The organism is Salinibius halmophilus (genome assembly GCF_003577475.1).
Lineage (GTDB): Bacteria > Pseudomonadota > Gammaproteobacteria > Pseudomonadales > Natronospirillaceae > Salinibius > Salinibius halmophilus.
Window position 1 is genome coordinate 15,097 of sequence record NZ_QPEP01000013.1, and the last position, 24,727, is coordinate 39,823.

A 24,727-nucleotide genomic window follows, 5' to 3' on the forward strand; every position below is an offset into this window, starting at 1 on the left:
TTTGGCTAGATTCCCGCCTTCGCGGGAATGACTGGCATAGAGGGGGTATTTTTCATGTATTGCCCGGCATTAAGCCGGGCAATAAGGGCGATGGTTACGAAATACGATCGCCTGGTTTTGCACCTTCTGGTGGCATCACCACCGAGATGTTTTTGTCATCGCCAGAAGCGAGAATCATGCCTTCGCTCATGCCAAATTTCATTTTACGCGGTGCAAGGTTAGCCACCAAAACCACGTTTTTGCCAAGCAAATCTTCTGGTTGGTAGCAGGCCTTGATGCCACTGAATACATGACGCTCGCCGAGTTCACCAACGTCTAGCGTTACAGAAAGTAGTTTATCGGCGCCTTCTACGTGATCGCATTTCACGACTTTGGCAACGCGCAGGTCGACTTTAACGAAGTCGTTGAAGTCGATGACGTCTGGGGTTTCAGGCGCTTGCTTTTCTTTTTTCGCCTTTTTCTTTGGCTTATCTGCTGGCTTTTCAGCCTCGGCTGGTTTATTAGCTTCGAGCATTTTGGCAACGGCTTTGCCGTCTACACGCTGCATAAGCGGTTCAAACTTGCCTAGCTGGTGGTCTAGTAGTGGCTGCTCAATGCTGCCCCAGTTTAGGTCTGCTACATTTAGGAAACTTTGTGCCTTGGCCGCCATGTTTGGCAGTACCGGTGTTAGCCATGTTAGCAATACCCGGAATAGGTTAATGCCTTGCGAGCACACGGCGACTACTTCGTCGCCTTTGCCTTCTTCTTTGGCTAGTTTCCATGGCGCTTGTGCTTGAATGTACTCGTTGGCACGATCTGCCAGCGCCATAACTTCGCGTACACCGGCCGAGAATTGGCGGGCTTCAAAGCGCTCGGCAATTTCTTCCGACTTAGCAACGAAGTCGGCATACATTTGAGGTTCTGGCAACTCGGCGGCGAGTTTGCCGTCGTTAAACTTGCCAATAAAACCTTGGCAGCGGCTAGCAATGTTAACCAGTTTGTTCACTACGTCGGTATTTACCCGCTGGACAAAGTCGTCGAAGTTAAGGTCCATATCGTCAACCTTGTCATTCAACTTAGCAGCGTAGTAGTAGCGCAAGTATTCTGGATCTAGGTGATCTAGGTAAGTGCGAGCGGTAATAAAGGTACCACGCGACTTCGACATTTTTTCACCGTTAATGGTGACATAGCCGTGTACGTTGACCGCATTAGGCTTGCGGAAGTCGGCGGCATCTAACATTGCCGGCCAGAATAGCGCATGGAAGTTAACGATATCTTTACCAATAAAGTGGTACAGCTCGGTGGTAGAGCCTTTTTTCCAGTAGTGGTCGAAATCTAGATCGGCACGGCGCTCACATAGGTTTTTGAAGCTGCTCATGTAGCCGATTGGGGCATCTAGCCAAACGTAGAAGTATTTGCCAGGCGCATCAGGGATTTCGAAGCCAAAGTAGGGCGCATCACGTGAGATATCCCACTCTAGTAGTTCGCCATCCAGCCATTCGGCTAGTTTGTTGGCAACCTCTGGCTGCAGCGTGCCAGAGCGTGTCCACTCTTTTAGCATGCCTTGGAACTCTGGCAGTTTGAAGAAGAAGTGCTCAGATGACTTCTCAACTGGCTTAGCACCGGATACCACTGAATAGGCATCTTTCAAATCTAGTGGTGCATAGGTTGCCGAGCATACCTCGCAGTTGTCGCCGTATTGGTCTTCGGCGCCACATTCTGGGCAAGTACCTTTTACATAACGATCGGCTAGGAACATGCCTTTTTCCGGATCGTAGGCTTGCTTTACGTCGCGAGTAGCAATGAAACCGCCTTCTTTGCAGCGTTTGTATATTAGCTCGGCAAGCTCGCGGTTTTCATCTGAGTGCGTTGAGTAGTAGTTGTCGAACTTAATCAAGAAGTCTTGGAAGTCTTGATAGTGTTCGCCATGCACACGGTCAATCAACTGCTCTGGGGTAATGCCTTCTTTTTCGGCACGCAGGGTAATGGCGGTGCCGTGTGTGTCATCGGCGCAAACGTAAGTACACATATTGCCGCGAGCATTCTGAAAGCGAACCCACATATCAGTTTGTAGGTACTCTAGCAGGTGGCCTAGGTGAATATCACCATTGGCATAAGGCAGGGCGCTTGTCACAAGAATCTCGCGTTGGCTCATACGTGTCTCGTTTTTTTTTGGTGGATGAAAAAAGGCGTAGTTTACCTGCTTGTGTTGTGGTTTGCGACCGGCAAGATACGAGTTTGCCTGCATTTCTGGTCTGCCGCTTTTACAGTGTTGGGCCCTCGTATGTCCACAAAACCAATACCTTTGCACTACGCTTAAATCAATGGTTTTTATTTGGATGTTGGCATGACCAAATTGTCGATTCGTTATAGTGTTCTCCTCACATTGCTGGTTGTTTTTTCGCTCGTGTTGTTAGGCACCATGCTTGATATTTCCAGAGAGCAAAAGCAGCAACTTGAAGCCAGTGCGCTTGAGCAAGCCGAGCTGGTCAGCAAGTCTTATTTTGACTCAATCAACACCATGATGATTATGGGTTCTATTGCCCAGCGCGATAGCCTGCGTAGCAAAATGTCGGTAGGGAGCGTTAGTGATGTGCGCATTGTGCGCAGCGATATCGTCAATAATTTATATGGTCCAGGGCCTGAGTCTGGGCAAGCGCAAGATGCGCTCGACCAGCAAGCCCTGCAAGGGCAGGCTAGTACGCAAATTCGCGAGTCAGACAATGGTCGCGTGCTAACCATCTTGCGCCCAATCGAGGCGCAAAGTGACTATCAAGGTACTAACTGTTTGGCCTGTCATGCGGCTCAAGAAGGCGATATTTTGGGTGCTGTAAGAGTGGAATACTCTTTGGCAACGGGGGATCAAGCGCTGCAAGCAAGCCTTGTTCGCACTGGGGCTCTGCAAGGTGTTTTATTTTTATTGGGCTTTGGGTTGAGCGCTTGGCTGCTGAATCAACTGATTGTGCGCCGGTTGCGTGGGCTGCAGCAGAGTATGGCACGCATCGCCGACACGTCTGACTTGTCGCAGTCGGTTGAGGTGTCGCGCAATGATGAGATTGGTCAAGTCGCCAACGCGTTTAACCAGTTGCTTGGGCAGTTCAATGCCAGCTTGCAAGCCGTGCGCCAGCGCAGTAGCGAGTTAACTCGTTCAGCTCAAAGCATTCAGGCGCTTGCCAATACCACCACGCAAGCAACGGTTTCGCAGCAGGGCAGCTCTGAGCAAGTTGCAGCAGCTGTGCACGAGCTCACTGCATCATCTAACGAAGTAAAGGCGTTTGCAGGGCAGGCAGCTTCGGAAGCACAAAGTGCACAGCAGCAGGTAAATGAAGGCGAGCGGGTGCTGCAGTCGGCTATGCAGGCTTCTGATGTGTTAGTCAATCAAATGTCGCAAGCGAGTGAGCAAATCGAACAGCTAGCGGTGCAAAGCGAGCGTATTGGTAGTGTGCTGCAACTGATTACTGGCATTACCGAGCAAACAAACCTGCTTGCCCTCAATGCTGCCATAGAAGCAGCAAGAGCCGGCGAGCATGGCCGTGGGTTTGCAGTGGTGGCCGAAGAAGTGCGAGCTTTGTCTGGCAAAACGCAGGAGGCGACAAAAGAGATTAGTGAAACTATTTTGGCATTACAGGTGCAAGCCAAAGACAGTGTGGCAGCAATGAACTCTGCTTCTGAGCAAACGCAGGCACAAACTCAAAAAATGCAGCAAACCTCGCAGCAGCTCGCGGCAATTACCTCGGCAGTGAAGACGTTAGAGGGGTTAAATGAACAGATGGCCAGTGCCGCCAGCGAACAGTATTCCGTATCGGAAGATATCAATGGCCGCATTACCGAGATCACCAACGACACTGAGAAAAATGCTGGTTTAGCTAGTCAAACCTCTGGTGTGGCCAGCCAGTTGCTGGAACTCGCGCAAGCGCTTGAGGAAATGGTAGCCGCGTTTAAGCTTAGTTAGCGCTCGTTACGGTGCCGTCCTCTCGTTGGTATACATATAGGCCTGCTTCCTTCATTTGTTTCACAACATCAGACATGACCGGCGCTAAGGCACTTTGCTTTGCTGGCAGGGCAATGTGAAAGCTCTCTGAACTTATCGGCTCATCGCTTTGCTTGATGCCAGTAAGGGCTAGTTGTTCAATAAATCTATTAGCTGAGTTTGATAAAAAGGTCATGTCGGCTCGACCACTGCTGACCATTTTTAAGGCGTCATCATTGCTGCGAACCAGTATCCTATTGAGCGAATAGGTTTTCTCATAGGGGATTGGAAACGTTGTGCCATTTACAATTGCCATCGTCTTATTGTTGAGGTCTGTTAGATCAAGTTGATCGTTGTAAAACATGTAAATGTAGGCATAGGTAATATATGGCTCTATTTTTAGCAGGCCGCTTTGCTCAATTTGGCTGGTTGATACCAAGGTTGCCACATCAAACATGCCTTGTTCGAGTACAACGTTATATCTTTGATCTGGGAAGCTTTGGTGATGAAATTGTAAGCCGCTGGATGCCATTGTTTTTTCTAAGGCAGTAATGTAGTCGGTGAACTCGGTGGTAACCACTTCAGCGCTTATCATTGTTAACGGTGCTTTAGCCTGGGCTAGGCCTACTAGCGCGGTCAGTAATGCAACGCTTAGTATTGTTTGGAACATGTTGCTCTCCCTGAACTCATGCGGCTGATTTTACGATAACAAGTATAGTCGAGCGGCAATTATTGGCGAACAAGGAGGCAAGCGCGACGAAAATCTGGATAATGCGCAGCCAAGTTTAATTATCTACGCTGGTGCGCAATGGAAATCAAAGTTAACTTTCTCGACAACCTTCGCTTAGAAGCCAAGTTCGACGACTTTACCGTGATCACCGATCAGCCGATTCGTTATAAAGGTGATGGCTCGGCACCTAGCCCGTTCGACTACTTTTTGGCCTCTTCGGCCATGTGCGCGGCGTACTTCGTGAAGGTGTATTGCAAAGCGCGAGATATTCCGACCGAGAATATTCGCCTGTCACAAAACAACATTGTTGACCCAGAGAACCGCTACAACCAAATTTTTAAAATTCAGGTTGAGCTGCCAGAAGATATTTCCGACAAAGACCGCCAGGGCATTTTGCGCTCTATTGATCGTTGCACGGTCAAAAAAGTGGTGCAAACCGGGCCAGAATTTGACATCGAGGTGGTTGACAACCTTGATGACGACGCGCAAGCCATGTTGATGGTTGACACCGAGGCAGGCCAAGAAACCTATATTACCGGTAAAGACTTACCACTTGAGCAAACCATTGCCAATATGAGCCAAATAATGGCCGACTTAGGCATGAAGATTGAGGTGGCGTCGTGGCGCAACATAGTACCAAACGTTTGGTCGTTGCATATTCGTGATGCAGCGTCGCCTATGTGTTTCACCAATGGTAAAGGTGCCACCAAGGAAAGTGCATTGGCCTCGGCGTTGGGCGAGTTCATCGAGCGATTGAACTGCAACTTCTTTTATAACGACCAGTATTTTGGTGAAGAGCTGGCCAATGCCGAGTTTGTTCATTATCCAGATGAAAAGTGGTTCAAACCAGGTGACGACGACGCCTTGCCAGCAGGCATTTTGGACGACTACTGCCTTGATATTTACAACCCAGATGGTGAGCTTTGTGGTTCACACTTAATTGATACCAACTCGGGTAATGTGGCGCGAGGCATTGTGTCGTTGCCATTTACCCGCCACAGCGATGGCGAAACGGTTTATTTCCCCTCCAACCTAATCGAAAACCTGTTCTTATCTAACGGTATGAGTGCTGGTAACACGGCTGAAGAAGCGCAGGTGCAGTGCTTGTCAGAAATCTTCGAGCGGGCGGTAAAAAAAGAGATCATCGAGAACGAAATAGTCCTACCAGAAGTACCCGAAGCGGTATTAGCTAAGTACCCAAGCATTAAAGCGGGTATCGACGCACTCGAGGCGCAAGGCTTTCCAGTGGTAGTGAAAGACGCGTCATTAGGTGGTCAGTTCCCGGTAATGTGTGTGACGCTAATGAACCCACGCACAGGTGGTGTGTTTGCGTCATTCGGTGCTCACCCAAGCTTTGAGGTGGCGCTGGAGCGCAGCTTAACCGAGTTGCTGCAAGGTCGCAGTTTTGAAGGCCTAAATGACGTACCACCACCAACGTTTAATAGCACAGCTGTTAGTGAGCCAAACAACTTTGTTGAACACTTTGTTGATTCAACCGGGGTGATCTCTTGGCGTTTCTTTAGTGAAGCTGAAGAATACGACTTTGTTGAGTGGGACTTCACCGGCGAAGGCACCAATAAAGCCGAAGTGGATGTGCTGATGGGCATTTTGTCTGATATGGGCAAAGAGGTTTATATCGCCAATTACAGCGACCTAGGCGCGAATGCCTGCCGTATTTTGGTGCCAGGCTACTCAGAGGTGTACCCAGTAGAAGACTTAATTTGGGATAACACCAATAAAGCCTTGGCGTTTAGGGAAGATATCCTCAATATCCATCGCTTATCGGACGATCAGCTGGCAAGCCTAGTCGAGCGCCTAGAAAACAGCGAACAAGATGAGCAGTCGGATATTCGCACCTTGATTGGCGTTGAGTTCGATGAGAATACGGTATGGGGTCAGCTAACGATTCTTGAGCTTAAAGGGCTAATTTACCTAGCGATAGGGGACTATGAATCGGCCAAAGAGATGGTTGAGAGCTTCCTGCAGTACAACGACAACACTGTAGCGCGAGGTCTGTTCTATCAAGCAATGAATGCCACGCTAGAAATCGCCATCAACGACGAGCTGGATTACATGGACTACGATCGCAATTTGCGCCGCATGTTTGGCAATGAAGTGATGGATGCCGTGGTGGGCTCTATTAACGGTGATGTGAAATTTTACGGCATGGAAGAAACCAATATGCAGCTTGAAGGGTTAGACCGCCACTTGCGTTTGCTCGACAGCTATAAAAAGCTGCATGCGGCGCGTGCGAAGGCCTGTTCTGGCCGTTAACAGCACCTGTAAACCAGCGGCTTCGGTAAAAGTGACAACTATTTTCATTATTTTGTCGAATTCGCTGGACTTTATTCAGGTTAGTCACTATCTTGCACGCAGCTAGAAAGAAAGTCTTAGATTTACAATCTCCATTTCGTTGGATTCATCGCGATACCACGTCCTGCAGTAATTGTTTCAGCCTATTTTTTCCAAGCAACACCTAGCCCTTGGCATAGTGCTAACGGCTGAAATATTTTTGATACAGGATATACAACATGTCTACTACTACTGGTACTGTTAAGTGGTTCAACGAATCTAAAGGCTTCGGCTTCATCGCACAAGAAAACGGCCCAGACGTTTTCGCACACTTCAGCGCGATCCAAGGCTCTGGCTTCAAAACGCTTGCTGAAGGTCAGCGTGTAGAGTTCACTATCTCTCAAGGCCAAAAAGGCCCACAAGCTGAGAACATCACTGCAATCTAATTTGCTTTGTTGATTCAGTTAAAAAACCGCGCAATAGCGCGGTTTTTTTGTTTCTGTTGCTTTAGAAGTGACCATTGGACTAGGCGAGCTCTAACGCCATTACATTGGCAATGGTGTCTAGCAAGCGGTAATAATCCTGCACACTTTGGCTACCGATACAGCCGATTCGAAAGCTTTCCACTTCGGTTAGCTTACCTGGGTAGATGATGAACCCGTGCTGCTTTAGAGCGTTATAAAACTCTGTGAACTGCCACTGCTCATTATCTGGTGCCAAGAAGGTAACAATAATGGGTGACAGCCACTGGTCTTCCAATAAGGTTTTAAAGCCTAACTGGCGCATGCCCTCTACGAGCACTTGGCAATTGCGCTGGTACTTCGCCAATCGCTCTGGTTGACCCCCTTCAGCGAGATACTGCTGAATTGCATGGCGCGCCGCTGCGACGGAGTGAGTAGGCGGAGTAAAGCGCCACTGACCTGTTTTTAGACGGCAGGTATGCTGGGCATACAAATCTAGGCTAAGCGAGTGGGCATTGCCTTGCATGCTATCAATGAGGTCGTTGCGCACTAAGCAAAAGGCAAAGCCTGGAACCGACTCTAAGCACTTGTTGGCCGAGCTAATGATGGCGGCAACCGGCATGTCTTGGGCGTTAAATGGCAGGGCGCCAAAGCCGCTCATTGAGTCGATGATCAATTCTCTGCCTGCCTGTTGCACCACTTCGAACACCGCTTCCACTGGGTTGTAAATACCTGAACTGGTTTCACAATGCACAATCACCACATGTGTGATATCTGGGTCATCGTCTAGAATGCCGGCGACTTCATTCGGTTTAGGCGGCAGATAGTCGCCCATGTCCAGAGTGACATATTGACGCCCCAGATAACTAAGTATGGTCGCCATGCGTTGGCCATAGGCACCATTCATAATCACCAGTGCTTTGTCTTGTTTACCAATCAGCGAAGCTAACGTGGCTTCTACCATAAAGGTGCCACTGCCTTGCATTAAAATGCATTGGTGTGTGTGCTCAGCGTTGGCAATATGGGCAATGTCATGACAAATATCGGCCGTTACCTGATTAAAATCGCCATCCCAGCTGCCGTAGTCCCACAGCATGGCTTCTTTTGTTGCCATAGTGGTAGTGATTGGGCCGGGTGTCAGTAAGATAGGTTGCTGCATGTTAGGCTCCTGCTGTGCGCCACGTTTGGCGACCAATTATCAATACATCAAAGATCAACCAATGCACGGCTTTGGCTGCTAGGCAGGTGACCATGATCAGCGTTGCCATGGCTGCCGCGGGTGCAATGTCGCCTGCATCGTCCATGTTGAGCACAGCAACCGATGCCAGTGCTGTATCGCTGGCATAGAGGAATACCACAGCGGAAACGGTCGTCATGGCGTTTACGAATAAGTATAAGAACACACTTGAGATGGCTGGCATGCTGAGTGGAATGTAGAGCTTAACCAGCATGTCCCAGCGGCTTCGATTCACCGACAGTGCGACTTGATCAAACTCTTTATCGATCTGCTTAAACGCAGTTTTAAAGCTCAAATGGCATACCGTATAAAAGTGCGCAATGCTCGACACGGCCAGAATCAACAACGTGCCATACATGAAGTTCAGCGGGTTGTTTGGCTGGTTAAAGAAGAAAATATAGGCAAGGCCGAGTACCATGCCAGGCACAGCCATTGGAATCATTGACAAAAAGTCTACCGCTTGGCGCATGATGGCATTGGTTTGGCAGCGTTCGTTTAACCATGCGGTGACGAATATAAACACGGTGCCAATCATAGCCGTTAGTGTCGCCATTTTTAGTGAGTTGAAATAGCTTTCCCAGCCACCGCCGTCCATCAGATCGAACTGGTAGTTGTTGAGGCTAAAACTTAGGTTGTAAGGCCAGAATTTTATGAAGCTAGCGTAGACGGCCATACCAACAATGGTGAGTAGGGTAATGGTGATTAATGATGTGGTGGCCAAGGCGACGCCTGAGGTCAACCAAGACTTTTCGGGTGTAAAAGGCGTGGACTTGGCATTTAAAGTAGACTGCTGCTTTTTTTGCACCCATCGGTCGGCGGCGAAGGAAAATAGTGCTGGCAATAACAGCACCACACCTACCACGCTGCCCATGGCAAAGTTTTGCTGACCAATCACTTGTTTATAGATATCGGTCGCTAACACGTCGTACTGTCCACCAATGACTTTGGCCACGCCAAAATCAGTCACGGCTAGGGTAAAACTAACAAACACGGCGGAAAGTAAACCATAGCGGGCATTGGAGAGCGTTACCGAATAAAACGTGTGCCAAAAACCCGCTTTGCAGCTCGTGGCGGCTTCATAAAGTCGGCCATCGTTTTGTTGCAAGGCGGTATAAATGATCATAAAAGCATGCGGGAAAATCCAGAACGTCATGCCAATAACAATGCCAATTGGGCCATAAATGCTGGCGCCGAATAGCCACTCTTTTAGAATGCCTTGGTTGCCAAATAAGTAGACAAGGGCAATGGCAGGCAGCAGCGATGGGGCAAAAATCGGCAGCATGGCCAAAGCGCGAAAAAAGCCCTTAAACGGCATGCGCGTATGAGTGAGCGCATAGGCATACGAAAAGGCCAGCGTGACCACAAAAAAGGTGACCATTAGGCCTATCGATAGGGTGTTGAACAATGAATTGACCAGCGACGGCGACTGGAAGTAAGTAATAAAGTTGCTAATGCCAACAAAATTACCATCTTTGTCGGCCAGCGCTCGGCTAACCACCTCAACTAAAGGAAGTAGCACAAAGATTGCCAAGGCAGCCAAGGTGACTAATGCTGCTATGCCCGTCCATTTAATGGTTAACCTTTTGCGTTGAGCAGCCTTGCTGTTGCTAGGTTGGGCAATGGAGATACTAGTCATTAGGCCGCTCCTTGCATGTTGAGCACATGCTCGTTTAACCAGTGCATATGTAGCGTGTTAGCGTGCGCCATGGCCGAGGCTTCATTGCTATCGATATCCACTGTGTACAGCCCATGTTCGTCTTTTACCGTGAAGCGCGTGAAGCTGCCTAGGTATTCCACTGCCGCAACCTCTACCGCTCGGCTCTTTTCGCTTGCGGATAGGCTCAGTGATATATGCTCTGGGCGAATAGCGAACTGGTCGTTATCGAAAAAGTTAATGCTGCCAATAAAGTCGGCGACAAATTTGCTAATAGGGCGTTGGTAGATGTCTTCTGGGGTGCCCACTTGCTCAATGCAGCCGTGGTTCATGACAACAATACGGTCTGCCATGGCTAGGGCTTCTTCTTGGTCGTGGGTCACCATAATGGTTGTGACCCCTAAGCGTTGTTGTAATTTTTTAATCTCGCCACGTAAAAACTGACGCACTTTGGCATCTAGTGCTGACAATGGCTCATCCAATAATAATAAGCCAGGGTTTAATGCCAACGCGCGTGCTAGGGCAACCCGTTGTTGCTGACCACCGGATAACTGGTTTGGGTGTTTGTTTTTATGGTCGGCCAAGCCAACTAGTTCTAATAGTTCCTCAATACGTTTTTTCTGCTCGCTTTTAGCAAGCTTCAGAGATTTCAGCGCAAAGGCGATGTTTTTACTAACGGTCAGGTTTGGAAACAGCGCATAAGACTGGAATACGATACCGTAGTCGCGATCAATGGCTGGCAAGGATGAGATGTCATGCCCAGCCTGAGTTAATGTTCCACTGTTTTGTTGCTCTAAACCCGCGATAATGCGCAATAGTGTGGTTTTGCCACAGCCCGAAGGGCCTAAAAAACACACCAACTCACCTTGTTGGATATCAAGGTTAATATTGCTTAGCACTTCTTTACTGCCAAAAGACTTGCTTACATTTTTAATATTTAGGTAACTCATGGTGACTCCCCATACTGCAAAGAAGGTTAGGAAACCGCTTATCAGGTTTCCTAACCTTCCTAGAAAAAAGGGGCTGGCAACTGCCAGCCCAAGTGCTTCTCAAGGATGAACGAATTATTTTGCTTCTGACTTACCGTCGTATCGACGCGTCCATTCAGAAAGGATGCGGTCACGGTTAGCCGCTGCCCAAGCAAAGTCATTGTCGATGATTAGCTCAGACGCGTTTTCTGGGAAGTGCTTCACTGGCTTAGCAACACCAGGCATTGCAACAATAGCGTAGCCAACGTTGTACATTTCCATTGCTTCACGAGAGATGATGAAGTCCATCAAACGCTCTGCCGCCGCTTGTTTTTCAGTGCCTTTAACAATGGCAGCTGCTTCCATATCCCAGCCTAAACCTTCGGTTGGGAATACAATTTCCAGTGGCGCGCCTTGCTCTTTCGACTTAGCAGCACGGAAGGCGAATGAAACGCCAATCGCCGTTTCGCCTGAGGCAGCGAGCTTACAAGGCTTAGAACCAGAGTGGGTGTAGCGCGAAATGTTGTTGTGCAGATCATCCATGTAATCCCATGCTTGATCTTCACCCATCATTTGCATCCAAGACGATACGTCTAAAAAGCCAGTGCCCGACGATGCTGGGTTTGGCATGATCACATGGCCTTGGTAAACCGGGTTGGTTAGGTCGGCCCATGACGTTGGCATTGGCAGGTTATGCTTTTCTGCTTCAACTGTGTTTACACAGATTGCCGCCATCCAAGCGTCCATGCCTACCCATTGTGGCTCAGGGCTGTTGTCGCGGAATTTAGGGTCTAGCAACTCGTAGCCTTGTGGCTTGTATGATGCAAGCATGCCTTCATTACCCAATACCATCAAAGAAGTGCCCGCTAGGCCCCAAATAACGTCTGCTTGTGGGTTTTCTTTTTCAGCCAGAAGTTTGGCTGTAATGATGCCGGTTGAATCACGCACCCAGTTGATTTCGATGTCTGGGTTTTGCGCTTCAAAGGTGTCGGCGTAACGCTTAAGATCTTCGGCTTCAACAGCTGTGTAGACAGTTAGCTCAGTTTTTGCCGCAACGCCTGCAGCAAGAGCAAGGCCGGTTACTAGTGCGGTGATTTTGTTATTCATAATGACTCCGTAGGATTCCCGTTTTTTGTATTCTGGTATATACCAGATTCGAGAGTCATTATTGGTTTGTGATGTGACACCTATGTGACAGTTTGAATAGGGTTTGATGAAATCTAGGCAAATTTCTTAATTATTTTATCTGTAACGGGCTTTTGGTAATCTGCAGGTGAACGACATGGAGTAGACCACCTTGGCTGTAAGTAAGGCAATTCAAATAAAAAACGCTCTAAGCGAGTTAATTCAGCAAGATAGCAGCAAGTTGCCGTCAGAACGCGAACTTAGCCAGCAGTTTAACACCACCAGAATCACCATTCGTGAAGCGTTAAAGCTACTAGAAAGTGAAGGCAAAATCTATCGCTCGAACCGACGTGGCTGGTACCCAAGCCCGGCAAGATTAAAGTACGACCCAGCCCTACACGCTAAAAAAAGTATCATGGTCTTTGCTAGAGAGCAGGGGTTTGAACCTAGGTCCGAGGTGGTAAAAATCTTTCGGATTCGCTGTGATAAAACACTTGCTTTGGCCATGCGCACCAGTGAAGGTAAGCCCTTGGTAGGCGTAAACCGATTGCGCTACTTGGATGACCGCCCGGTAGTGTTAGAGAAAATGTTGTTCCGTGAAGATCTGATTCCCGGCATTGAGAATGAGGATTTTAGTGGGTCTATCCACCAAGTTTTGCGTGAAAAATATAATGTAAAGTTTGGTGAAAATGAGTCTGACATCACAGTGACTTGTGCCACGGGCGAGGACGCAGAAATACTGCAAACGACCGAGGGTGCTGCCACTTTGCATATTCAACGCTCGTACAGCTTTAATACCAATGAAATCTTCGAGTACGATGAAGAACTGTGGCGTGCTGATGCGATAAAAATCCACTTGCACGCCAAGTATGATGAAGACTAACTGGTCAGTGCAATGCCACCAAGGCTAGCGGCAATGGCGGCTGACAAGGTTAGTCGTCGCCACATGACAGGCTCTTTAAGAATTGCTATTCCAGCGACCACCGATAAGGGGATGCTTAGCTGGCGCAGAGCAACGATTAGACTCACGTTGTCGACCATGGGCATTGCCAGCAAAATCAAGCAGTAGGTGCTCATCATCATCATACCCGTTAACCAGGGTGAGCGAACCTCCAGCAGCGAGATTCTACTGGGCTTGCGCCACATCGCCAAACGGATAAATACTGCTGCCGCCAGTAACTGTAAACCGGCAAAATACATGGCTTGTAATATCGCTGGGACTGGCAAGGGTGCGAGTAGCAGCATGGCTTGTTGGTCGACGAGACTGTAGCCAACCGTACCCATAATCACCAGTGCACACCAACCCATCAATTTGCGACTGACTCGGCCGTGGTTGGCGCTGCCTTGCTCAGCGCCCAGTAGCAAGGTTAAAACAATCACTATTAGTATCAGCCCTATAGTCATTGGGCCTAGTGGGGTGGCGGTAACTTGGGCAATTAGCATGACCAGTACCACCGGAAGTGCTCGCACAATGGGGTACACCCAGCCTAGGTCGCCCAACTGATAAGCCCGAGCTAAACCAATCATGTAGGCCGCTTGGCAAATGCCCGACATGGTCAGCAGCGCCACAAACTTGAGTGAAGGCAAAAACTGGCTTTGCACCCAGACGATTACCGGGAGCATGGTTAGGCCAGCACAGAGTGCTACCCAGAAAAAGTAGCGCTCATCGGCTAATTGCGCTTTGCCTCGAAGATTCCAGATAGCGTGCATTAATGCCGATATCAATACCAGCGACAGTGCGGTAACCGGCATTATGGGCGCTCACCACGATCAATCCGCTTGTTGATCTTGGCTAGCACGGGTGGAAGGTCGGCGATGCTTTTGACACAGTAATGAGCACCAGCCGCTTGAAACTTTTCAGTTATTGTTTGGCGACGCTTGGCAAGCTCTGCTTCTGGCGTTTGTTGGTATGCTTCTTCTGTGAGCCCCATTTCGTTGCCTGTATCGGTGAGCGCGACGGTCCACATGCCGGCGGTTAGACCCTCTGCAATGCCAGGCACTGCATCGTCTACTTTCACACAACGGCCAACGCTTGTAACGCCGAGTGCCAGTGCGTTGGCCAAGGCCATAGTGGCATGAGGGCGCCCGCCCTGTGGATAGTCATCGGTGGCAACCACATGGTCTGGCTGATAGCCTAGCTCAGCTGCAGCGGCGATTAGAATGTCCATAACTTCTCTTGGGTAGCCTGAGCAACTGCCGATCTTTATGCCTTGCTGCGTTAAGTGCTGAATGATTTCACTGGCACCGGGAATTAATCCAGCATGATCAGCCACTTTTGCTTTTTGTAGTGGCATAAACGCTTCGTATAAGGCATCTACTTCTTGGTCTGTCATGCTATGACCAAACTGCTGTTGCCAGCGTTGGTCGACACTAGGCAGGTTTCCGAGTGCTCGAATATGGTCCCACTTACCGAGCCCCATCGGTTGGCGAGCTTCATCTAGCGATAAATCGAAGTGGTACTGCGCTTTGAATGCTTGCACAAAAATACTGGTTGGTGCCAGCGAGCCAAAATCTACGACGGTGCCGGCCCAGTCGAAAATCACTGCTTCAATGTTTGTCATACGACTGTCACTTTCATCTGAATAATTGGTATAGACCAGATGGTATTGTGTTCTAGGATAGCGCACAATAGCAGTCACAAAAAATTCACAGAGGCATTAATGAAGCAGCTAGCCATTTTTGATCTAGACCACACCCTTATCGCAGTCGATTGTGAGCTGCAATGGGCGTGTTATTTGGCGCAAGAACAAGTAATTACCACACAATGTTTGCAGGTGATGCGCGACTATTTTGACGACTACGGCAACGGCACATTGAATTTCGAGCAGTATATTGCCTACTCGGTAGGCTTGTGGAATCACTTAAGTAGCGAGGCGCTGAGTGCTTATCTAAGTGACTTTGTCGCCAATCATATTCGCCCAAAAATCTTCCCGCAGGCGCTCAAGCAACTTGAGTGGCACCGCCAACAAGGGCATGAGTTACTGATGGCGACGGCGAGCAACCGTGTGTTGGCCGACGCCATTGGGCAATCCTTAGGGTTTACCCACATACTGGCCACCGAGCTAGTAAACGGGTCCGATAACAAGGTAGCTGGTACCGGCTGTTTTGCCGAAGGCAAGCGGTTACGAGTGCAAGCTTGGCTGGCGCGGCAGGGTGGGGCATATCAAGCGGCTTACTTTTATTCCGATTCGCACAATGATGTGCCACTACTTGAAGTGGTACGCCATGCTGTGTGTGTTAACCCAGATAAGCGCCTGCGCACGGCTGCCACACAAAAAGGCTGGTACCAGGTGAACTGGAGCTTGCCACAAGTTAGCGTGCTGACCGCTCAGATTGGATGAATTGTTACTGCCAGTTCGGTATACTTGAGTAAATTTGTCAGGTACTAGGCAGCAGAATAATGAGTGAAGTATTTTCCAGTGCGTATGTGGACCAGTTACCCATTCAGCAGGTGGTTGATTTGGGTGACCGGCTAGAAGTAGTAGTGGGTATTGCCTGCCAAACGGTCAGTGAGGAGTTAATCGCTGAGTTGTCTGAGCACTACGGCAAGCCGGTAACGTTGAGTTTTCAGGTGGGTGTGGCGCAGTTAAACGGCCCAATTCCGCAGCTGGCTAGTGTTAAAAATATCATCGCTGTTGCCTCTGGCAAGGGTGGGGTGGGTAAATCAACGACAGCGGTAAATCTAGCGCTTGCACTGGCCAATGAGGGGGCGCGAGTTGGTATTCTCGATGCCGATATTTATGGCCCAAGTATTGGCAAAATGCTCGGTGTCGCCGATGGTACGCGACCAGAACCAGTGGCTGAAAAAGAAATGTCACCGATTGTGGCGCATGGTATTCAGTCGATGAGCATGGCCTATTTGGTGACTGAAGAGACGCCTATGGCATGGCGCGGCCCTATGGTCAGTGGCGCATTGCAGCAGCTATTAACGCAAACACGCTGGGATGACCTAGATTACTTGATTATTGATATGCCACCGGGTACGGGTGATATCCAGCTGACGCTCAGCCAGAAAGTACCGGTTTCTGGCGCAGTGATTGTTACGACGCCACAGGAAATAGCCACACTGGATGCCAAAAAAGGCATCGAGATGTTCAATAAGGTTAATGTGCCAGTGCTGGGTATCGCTGAAAACATGGCGCAACATGTTTGCTCGAACTGTGGTCATATTGAGCACATTTTTGGTTCAGGTGGCGGGCAATCGATCGCTGACCGTTATGATACTCGTTTGTTGGCGAGTATGCCGCTAGAAGCGACAATTCGTGAACAAGCGGATGGTGGTAAACCAACAGCTGTGGCGGATACGGCATCACCAGCGGGGCAGGCGTATCAGCGTTTAGCACGTAATGTTGCGGCGTCACTAGCACTGCAAACCGTGCAGCAGGCGCCGACGATTAGTTTTGAGTAGTCGCGATTTGAATCCTATGGCGCATGCTTTGGTTGCCGGTTGAAATGCCGAACATGCGCCGCATTGCACACTGGGAACGTACCCAGTTTGGCAGTGGTAACTTAGTTGAACATTGATTGAAGACATTTTGTTCTTGTTCACATTTTATCGCGTTGTAACTGTGATAAATTGCCGCACCGATTGAGGAGGGCTTATGGACCTGAATGTATTCATCGACCGATTAAATCAATCTCCTGAGCTTGTGGAGTTTGAAGATGTAATGGCGTTTATTGAGCGCCATTATGACTACCAGCCAACAGCCTTTGAAAATGGTGATGTGGTAAACGAAGCGGGTCAGAACGAGGGCTCATGTAAGATTTTGGCAATGGCAAAACACATGGGTTTCACACAAGCACAAACCTTGCATTGTTTTGGTCGTTTTTATCGCCAAGATGTGCTGCAAAATCCTGATTCGAGCGACCATCAAAATATCCGCCAGTTTATGTTACACGGCTGGGGTGGTGTTAAGTTCAGCGGCCAGCCACTGGTGCGCAAAGCGGCAGCTTAAGTGCCCACCTAACTGCTGAATGCGGTAAAGTCATAGAACCAAAGGTATTGATATTACCTTTGGTTTTTTTTTGCATTAACTTTTTTGCATTAACAATAGCGCAAGAAACCAGTAGAATAGCGCCAAATTTTGAGGGCGGTAGGCATGACAATTAAAGCAGATAAGTGGATTCGCAAAATGGCTGAACAGCACGGCATGATTGAGCCGTTCGAGCCAGGTCAGGTACGTGAAGTAAATGGCGAAAAAGCTGTTTCTTATGGTACGTCAAGCTATGGCTATGATGTGCGTTGCTCAAATGAGTTTAAGGTATTCACAAATATTCACTCGGCGGTAGTGGATCCTAAAAACTTCGACGACAACAGCTTTGTAGATGTAAAAAGTGATGTCTGCATTATTCCCCCTAACAGTTTTGCACTAGCGCGCACGGTTGAGTACTTCCGTATTCCGCGCGATGTATTAACCATCTGCTTAGGCAAGTCGACTTATGCCCGTTGCGGTATCATTGTTAACGTCACACCGCTCGAGCCAGAGTGGGAAGGCCACGTAACACTTGAGTTCTCGAATACGACTAATTTGCCAGCAAAAATTTACGCTAACGAAGGCGTGGCGCAAATGCTGTTTTTACAAAGCGATGAGGCCTGTGAAACATCGTACCGTGATCGCGGAGGTAAATATCAAGGCCAGCGCGGTGTAACCTTGCCACGGGCATAATGCGTAAACATTAACACTGTTAAGCCGTGCAGCCATGGTTGCGCGGCTTTTTTATTGATTGCAATTCCGGCTTGCCCTGCCACAATACGCCGCCATAGTAATTGAGGTAATTTATGTCTGTTGAACGCGCTCAGGTGATGGCCTGGCTTGGCTTAGCTGAAATTGAATTCGAGCTGTGTGATGATTGTGAAGGCCTACACATGCCTGACTTGCAAGCACATGAGGCGGTAATCGAGTCGCGCTTATTCGTTGAAAATGAGTGGGTCATGTTTGTCACGGAGGTGGAAATCCTGCCTTCAGCGCTGTTTAATGCAATGGCAAAAATGGCCGAGTTTAATTTGCGCTTGCCTACCCTGAAAGTATTTTTGGATGTTGTTGATGATGCATTGCCAAAAATGATCATGACACACTCTATATTCACCGTTAACAGTGTGTCGCCAGATCAGCTTGTAACCTTTGTCAAAGCCACGCAAGATGCGATGAGCTATGCCTTGCAGTTTGCTGAGCAGTTTGAGCTGGTCGCAGTTGAAGACCCCGAGCAGCTAGACTTATCTATGTTGGATAATCCAACAGCCGGGGGTATGCACTAGGGAGCCACTTAAGAACTGCTGTTATTTGCCGCGTGCATCTAAGAATGCGCGTAACAAATCGTGGCGGGCAATTTCACCAAGCAGTTTGCCGCCTTCTACGACGGGGTAGATTTTTGGCTTAGGCCCAGTCATTTGCTCTGCTAGGTCTACCACATTATCGTTCGGTGAAACAGTGAGTGGATCTGTGCGCATCAACTCACCTACCGTGGCTTCACCCTCGCCATGATAGCCCGCCGAAATTAACTGCTTTAGAAAGTCTTGCTCAGAGATGAACCCAACCACTTTTCCTGAATCGTCAACTACGGCACAACCGGTTAAACCATGCTTTAACAGCAGTTTAGCCGCTTCACTCAATGTTGTTTGTGGGTGAGCTGCTACGGTGGTATTGCGCATAAAATGGCGTACGGTGATATCCTTTAGTGCTTTCATCAATACTCATACCTCATCTATTTCGAAAGTGTTTTTGGTGTCGCAGCCAATGCAAACCACCTATTAAACAATAGATTAGTCCAAGAATAATTAAAGGTAGCGCCACGTAAGGTACCCAGGGTGTGAGCAGCGACATTCCTGCGGTAGCAAATAGTAAGGGCACCACAGGGGTGCCCAACACTAGTATGCCAAAGATTACTTGCAGCATGCCTGCTCGAATCATGGTTTACCCTTTAAGCTTATTCTGCACGTCTGAGACAATCAATTCGATCACCTCTTCTACAGTGTAGGCTTGTTTTTCGCTTTCAGTTCGGGCTTGGTACTCTACCTTGCCATCTTTTAGGCCACGGTCGGAGACGACCACTCGATGCGGAAGGCCTATGAGTTCCATATCGGCAAACTTTTTGCCTGGGCTAGTTTTTTTGTCGCGGTCATCTAAGAATACTTCAATGCCTTTGGCAGCGAGCTCGTTATAGATACGCTCAGACACCTCGGTGACTTCTTCCGATTTATGCGCATTTAGTGGCACAATGCCAACATGGAAAGGCGCAATCTGTACCGGCCAGATGATGCCGTTTTCATCATGGTTTTGCTCAATGGCCGCTGCCACAATGCGGCTCGTGCCAATGCCATAGCAGCCCATAATCATGGTTTGGTCTTTGCCTTGCTCATTGAGTACCGATGCACCCAAGGCCTCAGCATATTTACCACCGAGCTGGAAGATATGGCCTACTTCAATGCCTTTCTTAATGACTAGCTTGCCTTTGCCGCATGGGCTTGGGTCACCTTCCACTACATTGCGAATATCAACCACTTCGCCCAAGGCGACGTCGCGTTCCCAGTTCACGCCAAAGAAGTGCTGGCCATCAACATTGGCACCTACGACAAAGTCGCTTGCTACCGCCGCGCAGCGGTCAACAAAAACAGGGATGTTTAACCCAATTGGGCCGCATGACCCTGGGTTGGCGCCGGTTGCTGCCAGAACTTGCGTATCGGTCGCCATTTCAAGTTCGGCTTTAACACCAGGGAGCTTTTCGGCTTTCACATCATTAAGCTCGTGATCACCACGCAGCACCAACGCAATGACGTCGTGCTCGCTGTCTTCTTCTGCCACAACAAACAAGGTTTTCAGCGTTTGTTTGATGTCGACATTAAACTGGTCAACTAGCTCAGCAATCGTTTTAGCGTTTGGCGTGTCAACGGTACGTTTTTCCTCAGTTGCTGCCTTGCGCTCATCCGTGCATATGGCTTCCGCCATCTCGATGTTGGCGGCGTAATCGCTTTCGTCAGAGAAAGCAATATAGTCTTCACCTGAGTCAGCCAGTACTTGGAACTCATGCGAGGCACTGCCACCAATTGCACCGGTATCGGCTTGCACTGGACGGTAGTCCAAGCCAAGGCGGTCGAAGATGCGACAGTAGGCTGCGTGCATGTTGTCGTACTCTTTCTGCAAACACTCTGGTGTTAGGTGGAAAGAGTAGGCGTCTTTCATGGTGAACTCGCGTGCGCGTACCACACCGAAGCGTGGACGAAATTCGTCACGAAACTTGGTTTGAATCTGGTACATGTTTAGCGGCAGCTGTTTGTAGCTAGAAATTTCGTTCTTCGCTAGTTCGGTAATGATTTCTTCGTGCGTTGGACCAAATACAAAATCGCGACCGTGACGGTCTTGCATTTTCAGCATTTCTCCGCCCATTTTTTCGAAACGACCAGTTTGCTGCCATACTTCCGCTGGTTGAATGCAAGGCATTAGCACCTCTAAGGCACCAGCACGATCCATTTCTTCGCGAACAATTTTCTCTACCTTGCGCAGCGTACGTAACCCCAAGGGCAACCAGTTATAAAGACCCGAAGCGACCTTACGAATCATGCCAGCACGTAGCATGAGTTGGTGGCTAGCGATGACGGCATCGGTAGGGGTTTCTTTAACGGTTGCGACAAGATATTTACTAGCGCGCATAGTGTTTATTCCATCTGAATTATTCTGAGCCACGCATTGTACGTTGGTTTCATGGCAATTTACAAAACCTCGTTCTCGCTTTGCTTCAATCCCATTAACTAGTCCGTTTTGGCGCCCACGGAACTCGCCAATCGACACAGCGCAAGTACATCCATGTAGCTTCGACACCCGCTCCCTGCGGGTGACGGTCTCATGGCAAGCACCGTGAACACCAAGCTTAGTAAAACAGTTAACGGCATTGCGCTTTGCCTAGCATTTTTTATCACCAGACCTATGACTGTTTGTAAGGCAAATAAAGCTGGGCTTCTTCGTACCATTGGTGAGCTTGTGCATTCATTTGGTCAACCCAGCGTTTAACTTCGGGAAGTAATGGGTCGTCGGGTAACCAGTGCAGTGATTCGGTGATCACTGGGGTGAAGCCACGCAATAATTTGTGCTCTCCCTGTGTGCCAGGGTCAAAGTGCTGCAACCCTTGCTCAATGCAGTATTCAATGCCTTGCTGGTAACAGACTTCGAAGTGCAACTCGGGGACAAATGTGGTGGCGCCCCAATAGCGGCCATATAGGTTGTTGCTGTCTTGAAAGAACAGGGCGCAGGCAATGGGGGCGCCGTGTTGGTAAGCAACCGTGAGCATTAGTTGGTCGGCCATTGTCTCAAATAGCTCGGCAAAGAAACCACGGTTTAAGTAGCCCATGCGGCCACGTTTAAGATATGTGATGTGGTAACAATGATAAAACAGCGCTAGTTTTTCTTCGTTTAGTTGCTCGCCGCGGTAGCGTTTTATAGTCACGCCAGCATCGGCAATTTTTCGTTTACTGGCTTTAATCTGTTTGCGTTTACGGGATTTTAGTTGTTCAAGGTAGGCATCGAAGTGTTGATATTCATTATTAAACCAATGATATTGCACATCTTGACGTTTAACCGCATGGGTTTGCATTAGACTTCGCTGGCTAGACTCGGCAAACAGCAGGTGGGATGACAGTACGTTTCGTTGGTCTACTAGATACTGATCAATCGCTTGCAGCAGTTCTGTTTGATTCGCGCCGATAGCACGAGGGCCATTGACTGGGGTGAACGGAATGGCCAATAGGAGTTTTGGATAATACTGATAGCCATGTGCTTGATAATATTGCGCCCATGGCTGATCGAAAACGTATTCGCCAAAGCTATGGGTTTTAATATATGCTGGAGCAACGGACTTGCCTTGTGGTGTGGTAATGGCAAAGTGATGAGGTGCCCAGCCGGTGTCATCACTGGTGCAATTGTGCCGCTCTAGTGCCGCAAGAAACTCGTATCGAATAAACGGATAATCGCTATTAGGCCAGTCGTTGGCTAGTTGCCGTATAGAATCATAGATGTCGAGTTGCAAGATTTTTCCTCCCATAGACTGCTTAGGATACGCTTGCCATGTTTGAGCTAGATTACCGATTAGAATCAGACTGTCGAGAAATTGGTCGTTTGGTGTTATGCCGCGTTCTGTTGATGAAAGATGCCAATTACCCTTGGGTGATTTTGGTGCCCCAGCGCGAGGGGGTTGAGGAAATTTATCAGTTAGATGCACTAGACCAAGAACAGCTTATTTGGGAATCATCTTTTGTTTCCAAAAAGATGTCGCAGCACTTTAAGGCTGACAAAATGAATGTTGCAGCATTAGGTAATGTTGTTTCGCAGCTGCATATTCATCATGTAGCACGCAAACAAACCGACCCTGCCTGGCCAAGCCCGATTTGGGGTAAGGTGCCTGTTCAGGGCTATTTAAAAGAGCAGCTTGAGCAACGAGTTGCCGCACTGCAACAGGTGTTTGCCACATCATGTTTTGTGCCGGCTGACTGAAATCTGTACCGGTATCGTCACTTTTCGTGTGAACCTCTTTATGCCAACCATAAAATAGCCAGTTAGCCCTAGCTGGCTATTTTACATACAAATTTCATAAACCTATCACCTAGTTGTCACTTAATTTGTTGAGCCTATATCAAACGCCGTGTGCATTGCCGATTGGCAGGTCGGTTCGCGGGGTCCTTGGTATAGGGGGTTACAATGAAGTGGATAGCGCCACTACAAAATGTCGATTCGGCACTGTTTTTATGGTGTATGGACAGGAAGCACCGTCAGCAAATGACTCGCTTTGGACGAGTGGTATCAAAAACCGGCGATGGTTGGCTGTATATCGTGTTGTTTGTTGGATTGTGGATCGGCAAGGCCTTGTCATCTCGCATGCTGTTATTAATCGCATTTGCGTTCAGCATTGAGCGAATCATTTATTTCGTGATGAAAAACGGCCTTAAGCGCAACCGCCCTGCGCAGAAAATCAAAGGTTTCTCTAGTTTTATCCAGCCACACGACAAATTTAGCTTCCCTTCCGGCCATACCTCTGCTGCGTTTTTAACTGCATCACTTTTAACAATTTTGTTCCCCGCTTGGGCAGCTGTGTCTTTCCTTTGGGCTGCATTAGTTGGGTTGAGTCGAGTATTTCTAGGGGTTCACTTTCCAGGCGACATCTTAGTTGGTGCGAGCTTGGGAGTGGCGACCGCATGGATGGTTGTAGGGTAACAATATGAAAATACTTTTTGGTGTACAAGCAACGGGCAATGGCCACATTACACGAGCTCGCTCACTGGCTCCGGAACTTAAGCGGCTGGGCGTTGAGGTGCAATGGCTGTTCTCAGGCCGAGCGCCAGAGCAGCTCTTTGATATGGATGTTTTTGGTAATTATATCGTCCGTCAAGGTATGACGTTTGTGACCGAAGCAGGCAAGCTTAATGCTGTGAAGACCATTCAAAACGCGCGCATCGGCCTGCTATACAAAGAAGTGAAATCGCTGGATATTGAGCAGTATGATTTGGTGATTACTGACTTTGAGCCTGTGAGTGCGTGGGCGGCAAAGCGAGCCGGTGTGCGCTCTATTGCAATTGGTCATCAGTATGCTTTTCGTCATCAAATTCCGGTAGCGAATGAAACCGCCGCAGCCAAAGCGATTATGCGATGGTTCGCACCAGGTGATTTGGAAGTGGGTTTGCATTGGCACCATTTCCAGCAACCTATTTTGCCACCCCTTATCGAGCCAGAAGTGGCACATACAGCACCCCTCAACAAAGTGTTGGTCTACTTGCCATTTGAGTCTGGTGCACAGGTACTGCAAATGTTGCAGGCACAAAATGCCACATTTGAATACTTCTGTGGTGACCTAGCACCTGGTGTATATGGCAATGTAACGGTGCATGGTTTTAGTCGTACTAACTTTCAAACGCAGTTGCATCAATGTGGTTCAGTGTTGTGCAATGCGGGGTTTGAGCTAGCTAGTGAGGCACTGCAGCTGGGGCGACGTATTTTAGTCAAGCCTGTCCGTGGCCAGATGGAGCAATGCTCGAACGCCGCGGCACTTGAGCAGCTTGGCTATGGATCGGTAATGAAGACGCTAGATAGTAAAAAAATTGCGAGCTGGCTGGCCACGCAACAAGCGGTGGCAGTGAAATACCCGAATGTTGCCAATGCGATTGCCCATTGGATTGCTTCAGGTGCGCATGAATCGGTAACTGATTTAGCAAACAAACTATGGACAGACGCGCACCTGCCAGCCGTGACGGCAACAAGTGCCAAAGGTTTCGATGCGCAATTAGCGTGATTTTTTCTAACTAAGCTCTACAATGGTGGGTGTTAGGGCGAAAG

General features: G+C 48.7%; 23 protein-coding genes. 12 read left to right on the top strand and 11 right to left on the bottom strand.

Going from position 1 to position 24,727, the window contains the following annotated elements; all coding sequences use genetic code 11:
- Nucleotides 1–94: 94 nt before the first annotated feature.
- Nucleotides 95–2,227, bottom strand: coding sequence for a methionine--tRNA ligase (gene metG / locus DUW71_RS14525; RefSeq protein ID WP_119395995.1), 2,133 nt, complete (start codon nucleotides 2,225–2,227; stop codon nucleotides 95–97).
- A gap of 99 nt (nucleotides 2,228–2,326) precedes the next feature.
- On the opposite strand from metG, the gene DUW71_RS14530 reads away from it, so the two are divergent.
- A complete protein-coding gene (locus tag DUW71_RS14530) occupies nucleotides 2,327–3,931 on the top strand; it encodes a methyl-accepting chemotaxis protein (RefSeq protein WP_119395996.1) in 1,605 nt (534 codons plus the stop codon).
- Here DUW71_RS14530 and DUW71_RS14535 read toward each other — a convergent pair.
- A complete protein-coding gene (locus DUW71_RS14535; RefSeq protein WP_119395997.1) occupies nucleotides 3,924–4,619 on the bottom strand; it encodes a substrate-binding periplasmic protein in 696 nt (231 codons plus the stop codon). The genes DUW71_RS14530 and DUW71_RS14535 overlap by 8 nt on opposite strands.
- A 138-nt stretch (nucleotides 4,620–4,757) precedes the next feature.
- On the opposite strand from DUW71_RS14535, the gene DUW71_RS14540 reads away from it, so the two are divergent.
- On the top strand, nucleotides 4,758–6,953 hold the full coding sequence (locus DUW71_RS14540; RefSeq protein WP_119395998.1) for an OsmC domain/YcaO domain-containing protein: 2,196 nt from the start codon (nucleotides 4,758–4,760) through the stop codon (nucleotides 6,951–6,953).
- 257 nt (nucleotides 6,954–7,210) lie between these two features.
- On the top strand, nucleotides 7,211–7,417 hold the full coding sequence (gene cspE / locus DUW71_RS14545; RefSeq protein ID WP_119395999.1) for a transcription antiterminator/RNA stability regulator CspE: 207 nt from the start codon (nucleotides 7,211–7,213) through the stop codon (nucleotides 7,415–7,417).
- A gap of 79 nt (nucleotides 7,418–7,496) precedes the next feature.
- Here cspE and DUW71_RS14550 read toward each other — a convergent pair whose 3' ends face one another.
- From DUW71_RS14550 to DUW71_RS14565, 4 genes are all read right to left on the bottom strand, one after another.
- Nucleotides 7,497–8,591, bottom strand: a complete 1,095-nt coding sequence (locus tag DUW71_RS14550; protein ID WP_119396000.1) for a 2-aminoethylphosphonate--pyruvate transaminase — start codon at nucleotides 8,589–8,591, stop codon at nucleotides 7,497–7,499.
- A gap of 1 nt (nucleotide 8,592) precedes the next feature.
- On the bottom strand, nucleotides 8,593–10,305 hold the full coding sequence (locus tag DUW71_RS14555; RefSeq protein ID WP_119396001.1) for a putative 2-aminoethylphosphonate ABC transporter permease subunit: 1,713 nt from the start codon (nucleotides 10,303–10,305) through the stop codon (nucleotides 8,593–8,595).
- Nucleotides 10,305–11,273: an ABC transporter ATP-binding protein gene (locus DUW71_RS14560; protein ID WP_119396002.1), complete on the bottom strand. Its 969-nt coding sequence runs from the start codon at nucleotides 11,271–11,273 to the stop codon at nucleotides 10,305–10,307. The genes DUW71_RS14555 and DUW71_RS14560 overlap by 1 nt, the downstream gene beginning before the upstream one ends.
- A 114-nt stretch (nucleotides 11,274–11,387) precedes the next feature.
- Complete coding sequence (locus DUW71_RS14565) at nucleotides 11,388–12,398, bottom strand: putative 2-aminoethylphosphonate ABC transporter substrate-binding protein (protein ID WP_119396003.1); 1,011 nt, start codon at nucleotides 12,396–12,398, stop codon at nucleotides 11,388–11,390.
- 190 nt (nucleotides 12,399–12,588) lie between these two features.
- On the opposite strand from DUW71_RS14565, the gene DUW71_RS14570 reads away from it, so the two are divergent.
- The gene (locus DUW71_RS14570) at nucleotides 12,589–13,299 is read left to right on the top strand and encodes a UTRA domain-containing protein (protein WP_119396004.1); all 711 of its coding nucleotides are present in this window, start codon (nucleotides 12,589–12,591) and stop codon (nucleotides 13,297–13,299) included.
- On the opposite strand, the gene DUW71_RS14575 is transcribed toward DUW71_RS14570, so the two are convergent.
- Nucleotides 13,296–14,168 (bottom strand): EamA family transporter, encoded by an 873-nt coding sequence (locus tag DUW71_RS14575; protein ID WP_119396005.1) that lies wholly within the window; start codon nucleotides 14,166–14,168, stop codon nucleotides 13,296–13,298. The two genes, DUW71_RS14570 and DUW71_RS14575, sit on opposite strands and share 4 nt — an antisense overlap.
- Nucleotides 14,168–14,977 carry a phosphonoacetaldehyde hydrolase gene (gene phnX, locus DUW71_RS14580; protein ID WP_119396006.1) on the bottom strand — a complete coding sequence of 270 codons (810 nt, stop codon included), beginning with the start codon at nucleotides 14,975–14,977 and terminating at the stop codon, nucleotides 14,168–14,170. The genes DUW71_RS14575 and phnX overlap by 1 nt, the downstream gene beginning before the upstream one ends.
- A gap of 99 nt (nucleotides 14,978–15,076) precedes the next feature.
- Between phnX and DUW71_RS14585 the strand changes: the two genes are divergently transcribed.
- From DUW71_RS14585 to DUW71_RS14605, 5 genes are all read left to right on the top strand, one after another.
- Nucleotides 15,077–15,757, top strand: coding sequence for an HAD family hydrolase (locus DUW71_RS14585; protein ID WP_158584143.1), 681 nt, complete (start codon nucleotides 15,077–15,079; stop codon nucleotides 15,755–15,757).
- A gap of 59 nt (nucleotides 15,758–15,816) precedes the next feature.
- The gene (gene apbC / locus DUW71_RS14590) at nucleotides 15,817–16,824 is read left to right on the top strand and encodes an iron-sulfur cluster carrier protein ApbC (protein WP_119396008.1); all 1,008 of its coding nucleotides are present in this window, start codon (nucleotides 15,817–15,819) and stop codon (nucleotides 16,822–16,824) included.
- Nucleotides 16,825–17,017: 193 nt separating this feature from the next.
- Entirely contained in the window at nucleotides 17,018–17,371 is a 354-nt protein-coding gene (locus DUW71_RS14595; RefSeq protein WP_119396009.1) for a HopJ type III effector protein, read from the top strand.
- 144 nt (nucleotides 17,372–17,515) lie between these two features.
- Nucleotides 17,516–18,082, top strand: a complete 567-nt coding sequence (dcd, locus tag DUW71_RS14600) for a dCTP deaminase (RefSeq protein ID WP_119396010.1) — start codon at nucleotides 17,516–17,518, stop codon at nucleotides 18,080–18,082.
- A 113-nt stretch (nucleotides 18,083–18,195) separates the two neighbouring features.
- Nucleotides 18,196–18,672 carry a YbjN domain-containing protein gene (locus tag DUW71_RS14605; protein WP_119396011.1) on the top strand — a complete coding sequence of 159 codons (477 nt, stop codon included), beginning with the start codon at nucleotides 18,196–18,198 and terminating at the stop codon, nucleotides 18,670–18,672.
- A 21-nt stretch (nucleotides 18,673–18,693) separates the two neighbouring features.
- Here DUW71_RS14605 and DUW71_RS14610 read toward each other — a convergent pair whose 3' ends face one another.
- The 3 genes from DUW71_RS14610 to DUW71_RS14625 form a co-directional block, all read right to left on the bottom strand.
- Nucleotides 18,694–19,101, bottom strand: a complete 408-nt coding sequence (locus DUW71_RS14610; RefSeq protein WP_119396012.1) for a CBS domain-containing protein — start codon at nucleotides 19,099–19,101, stop codon at nucleotides 18,694–18,696.
- Between the two features lie 226 nt (nucleotides 19,102–19,327).
- Nucleotides 19,328–21,061: a proline--tRNA ligase gene (locus DUW71_RS14620; RefSeq protein ID WP_119396014.1), complete on the bottom strand. Its 1,734-nt coding sequence runs from the start codon at nucleotides 21,059–21,061 to the stop codon at nucleotides 19,328–19,330.
- Between the two features lie 271 nt (nucleotides 21,062–21,332).
- Complete coding sequence (locus DUW71_RS14625) at nucleotides 21,333–22,430, bottom strand: GNAT family N-acetyltransferase (RefSeq protein ID WP_158584144.1); 1,098 nt, start codon at nucleotides 22,428–22,430, stop codon at nucleotides 21,333–21,335.
- Nucleotides 22,431–22,468: 38 nt separating this feature from the next.
- On the opposite strand from DUW71_RS14625, the gene DUW71_RS14630 reads away from it, so the two are divergent.
- The 3 genes from DUW71_RS14630 to DUW71_RS14640 all read left to right on the top strand — a co-directional run bounded on the left by DUW71_RS14630 (nucleotide 22,469) and on the right by DUW71_RS14640 (nucleotide 24,683).
- Nucleotides 22,469–22,894 carry an HIT domain-containing protein gene (locus DUW71_RS14630; protein ID WP_119396016.1) on the top strand — a complete coding sequence of 142 codons (426 nt, stop codon included), beginning with the start codon at nucleotides 22,469–22,471 and terminating at the stop codon, nucleotides 22,892–22,894.
- Nucleotides 22,895–23,098: 204 nt separating this feature from the next.
- Entirely contained in the window at nucleotides 23,099–23,611 is a 513-nt protein-coding gene (locus DUW71_RS14635; RefSeq protein ID WP_119396017.1) for a phosphatase PAP2 family protein, read from the top strand.
- A gap of 4 nt (nucleotides 23,612–23,615) precedes the next feature.
- Nucleotides 23,616–24,683 (top strand): MJ1255/VC2487 family glycosyltransferase, encoded by a 1,068-nt coding sequence (locus tag DUW71_RS14640; protein WP_119396018.1) that lies wholly within the window; start codon nucleotides 23,616–23,618, stop codon nucleotides 24,681–24,683.
- Nucleotides 24,684–24,727: the final 44 nt, after the last annotated feature.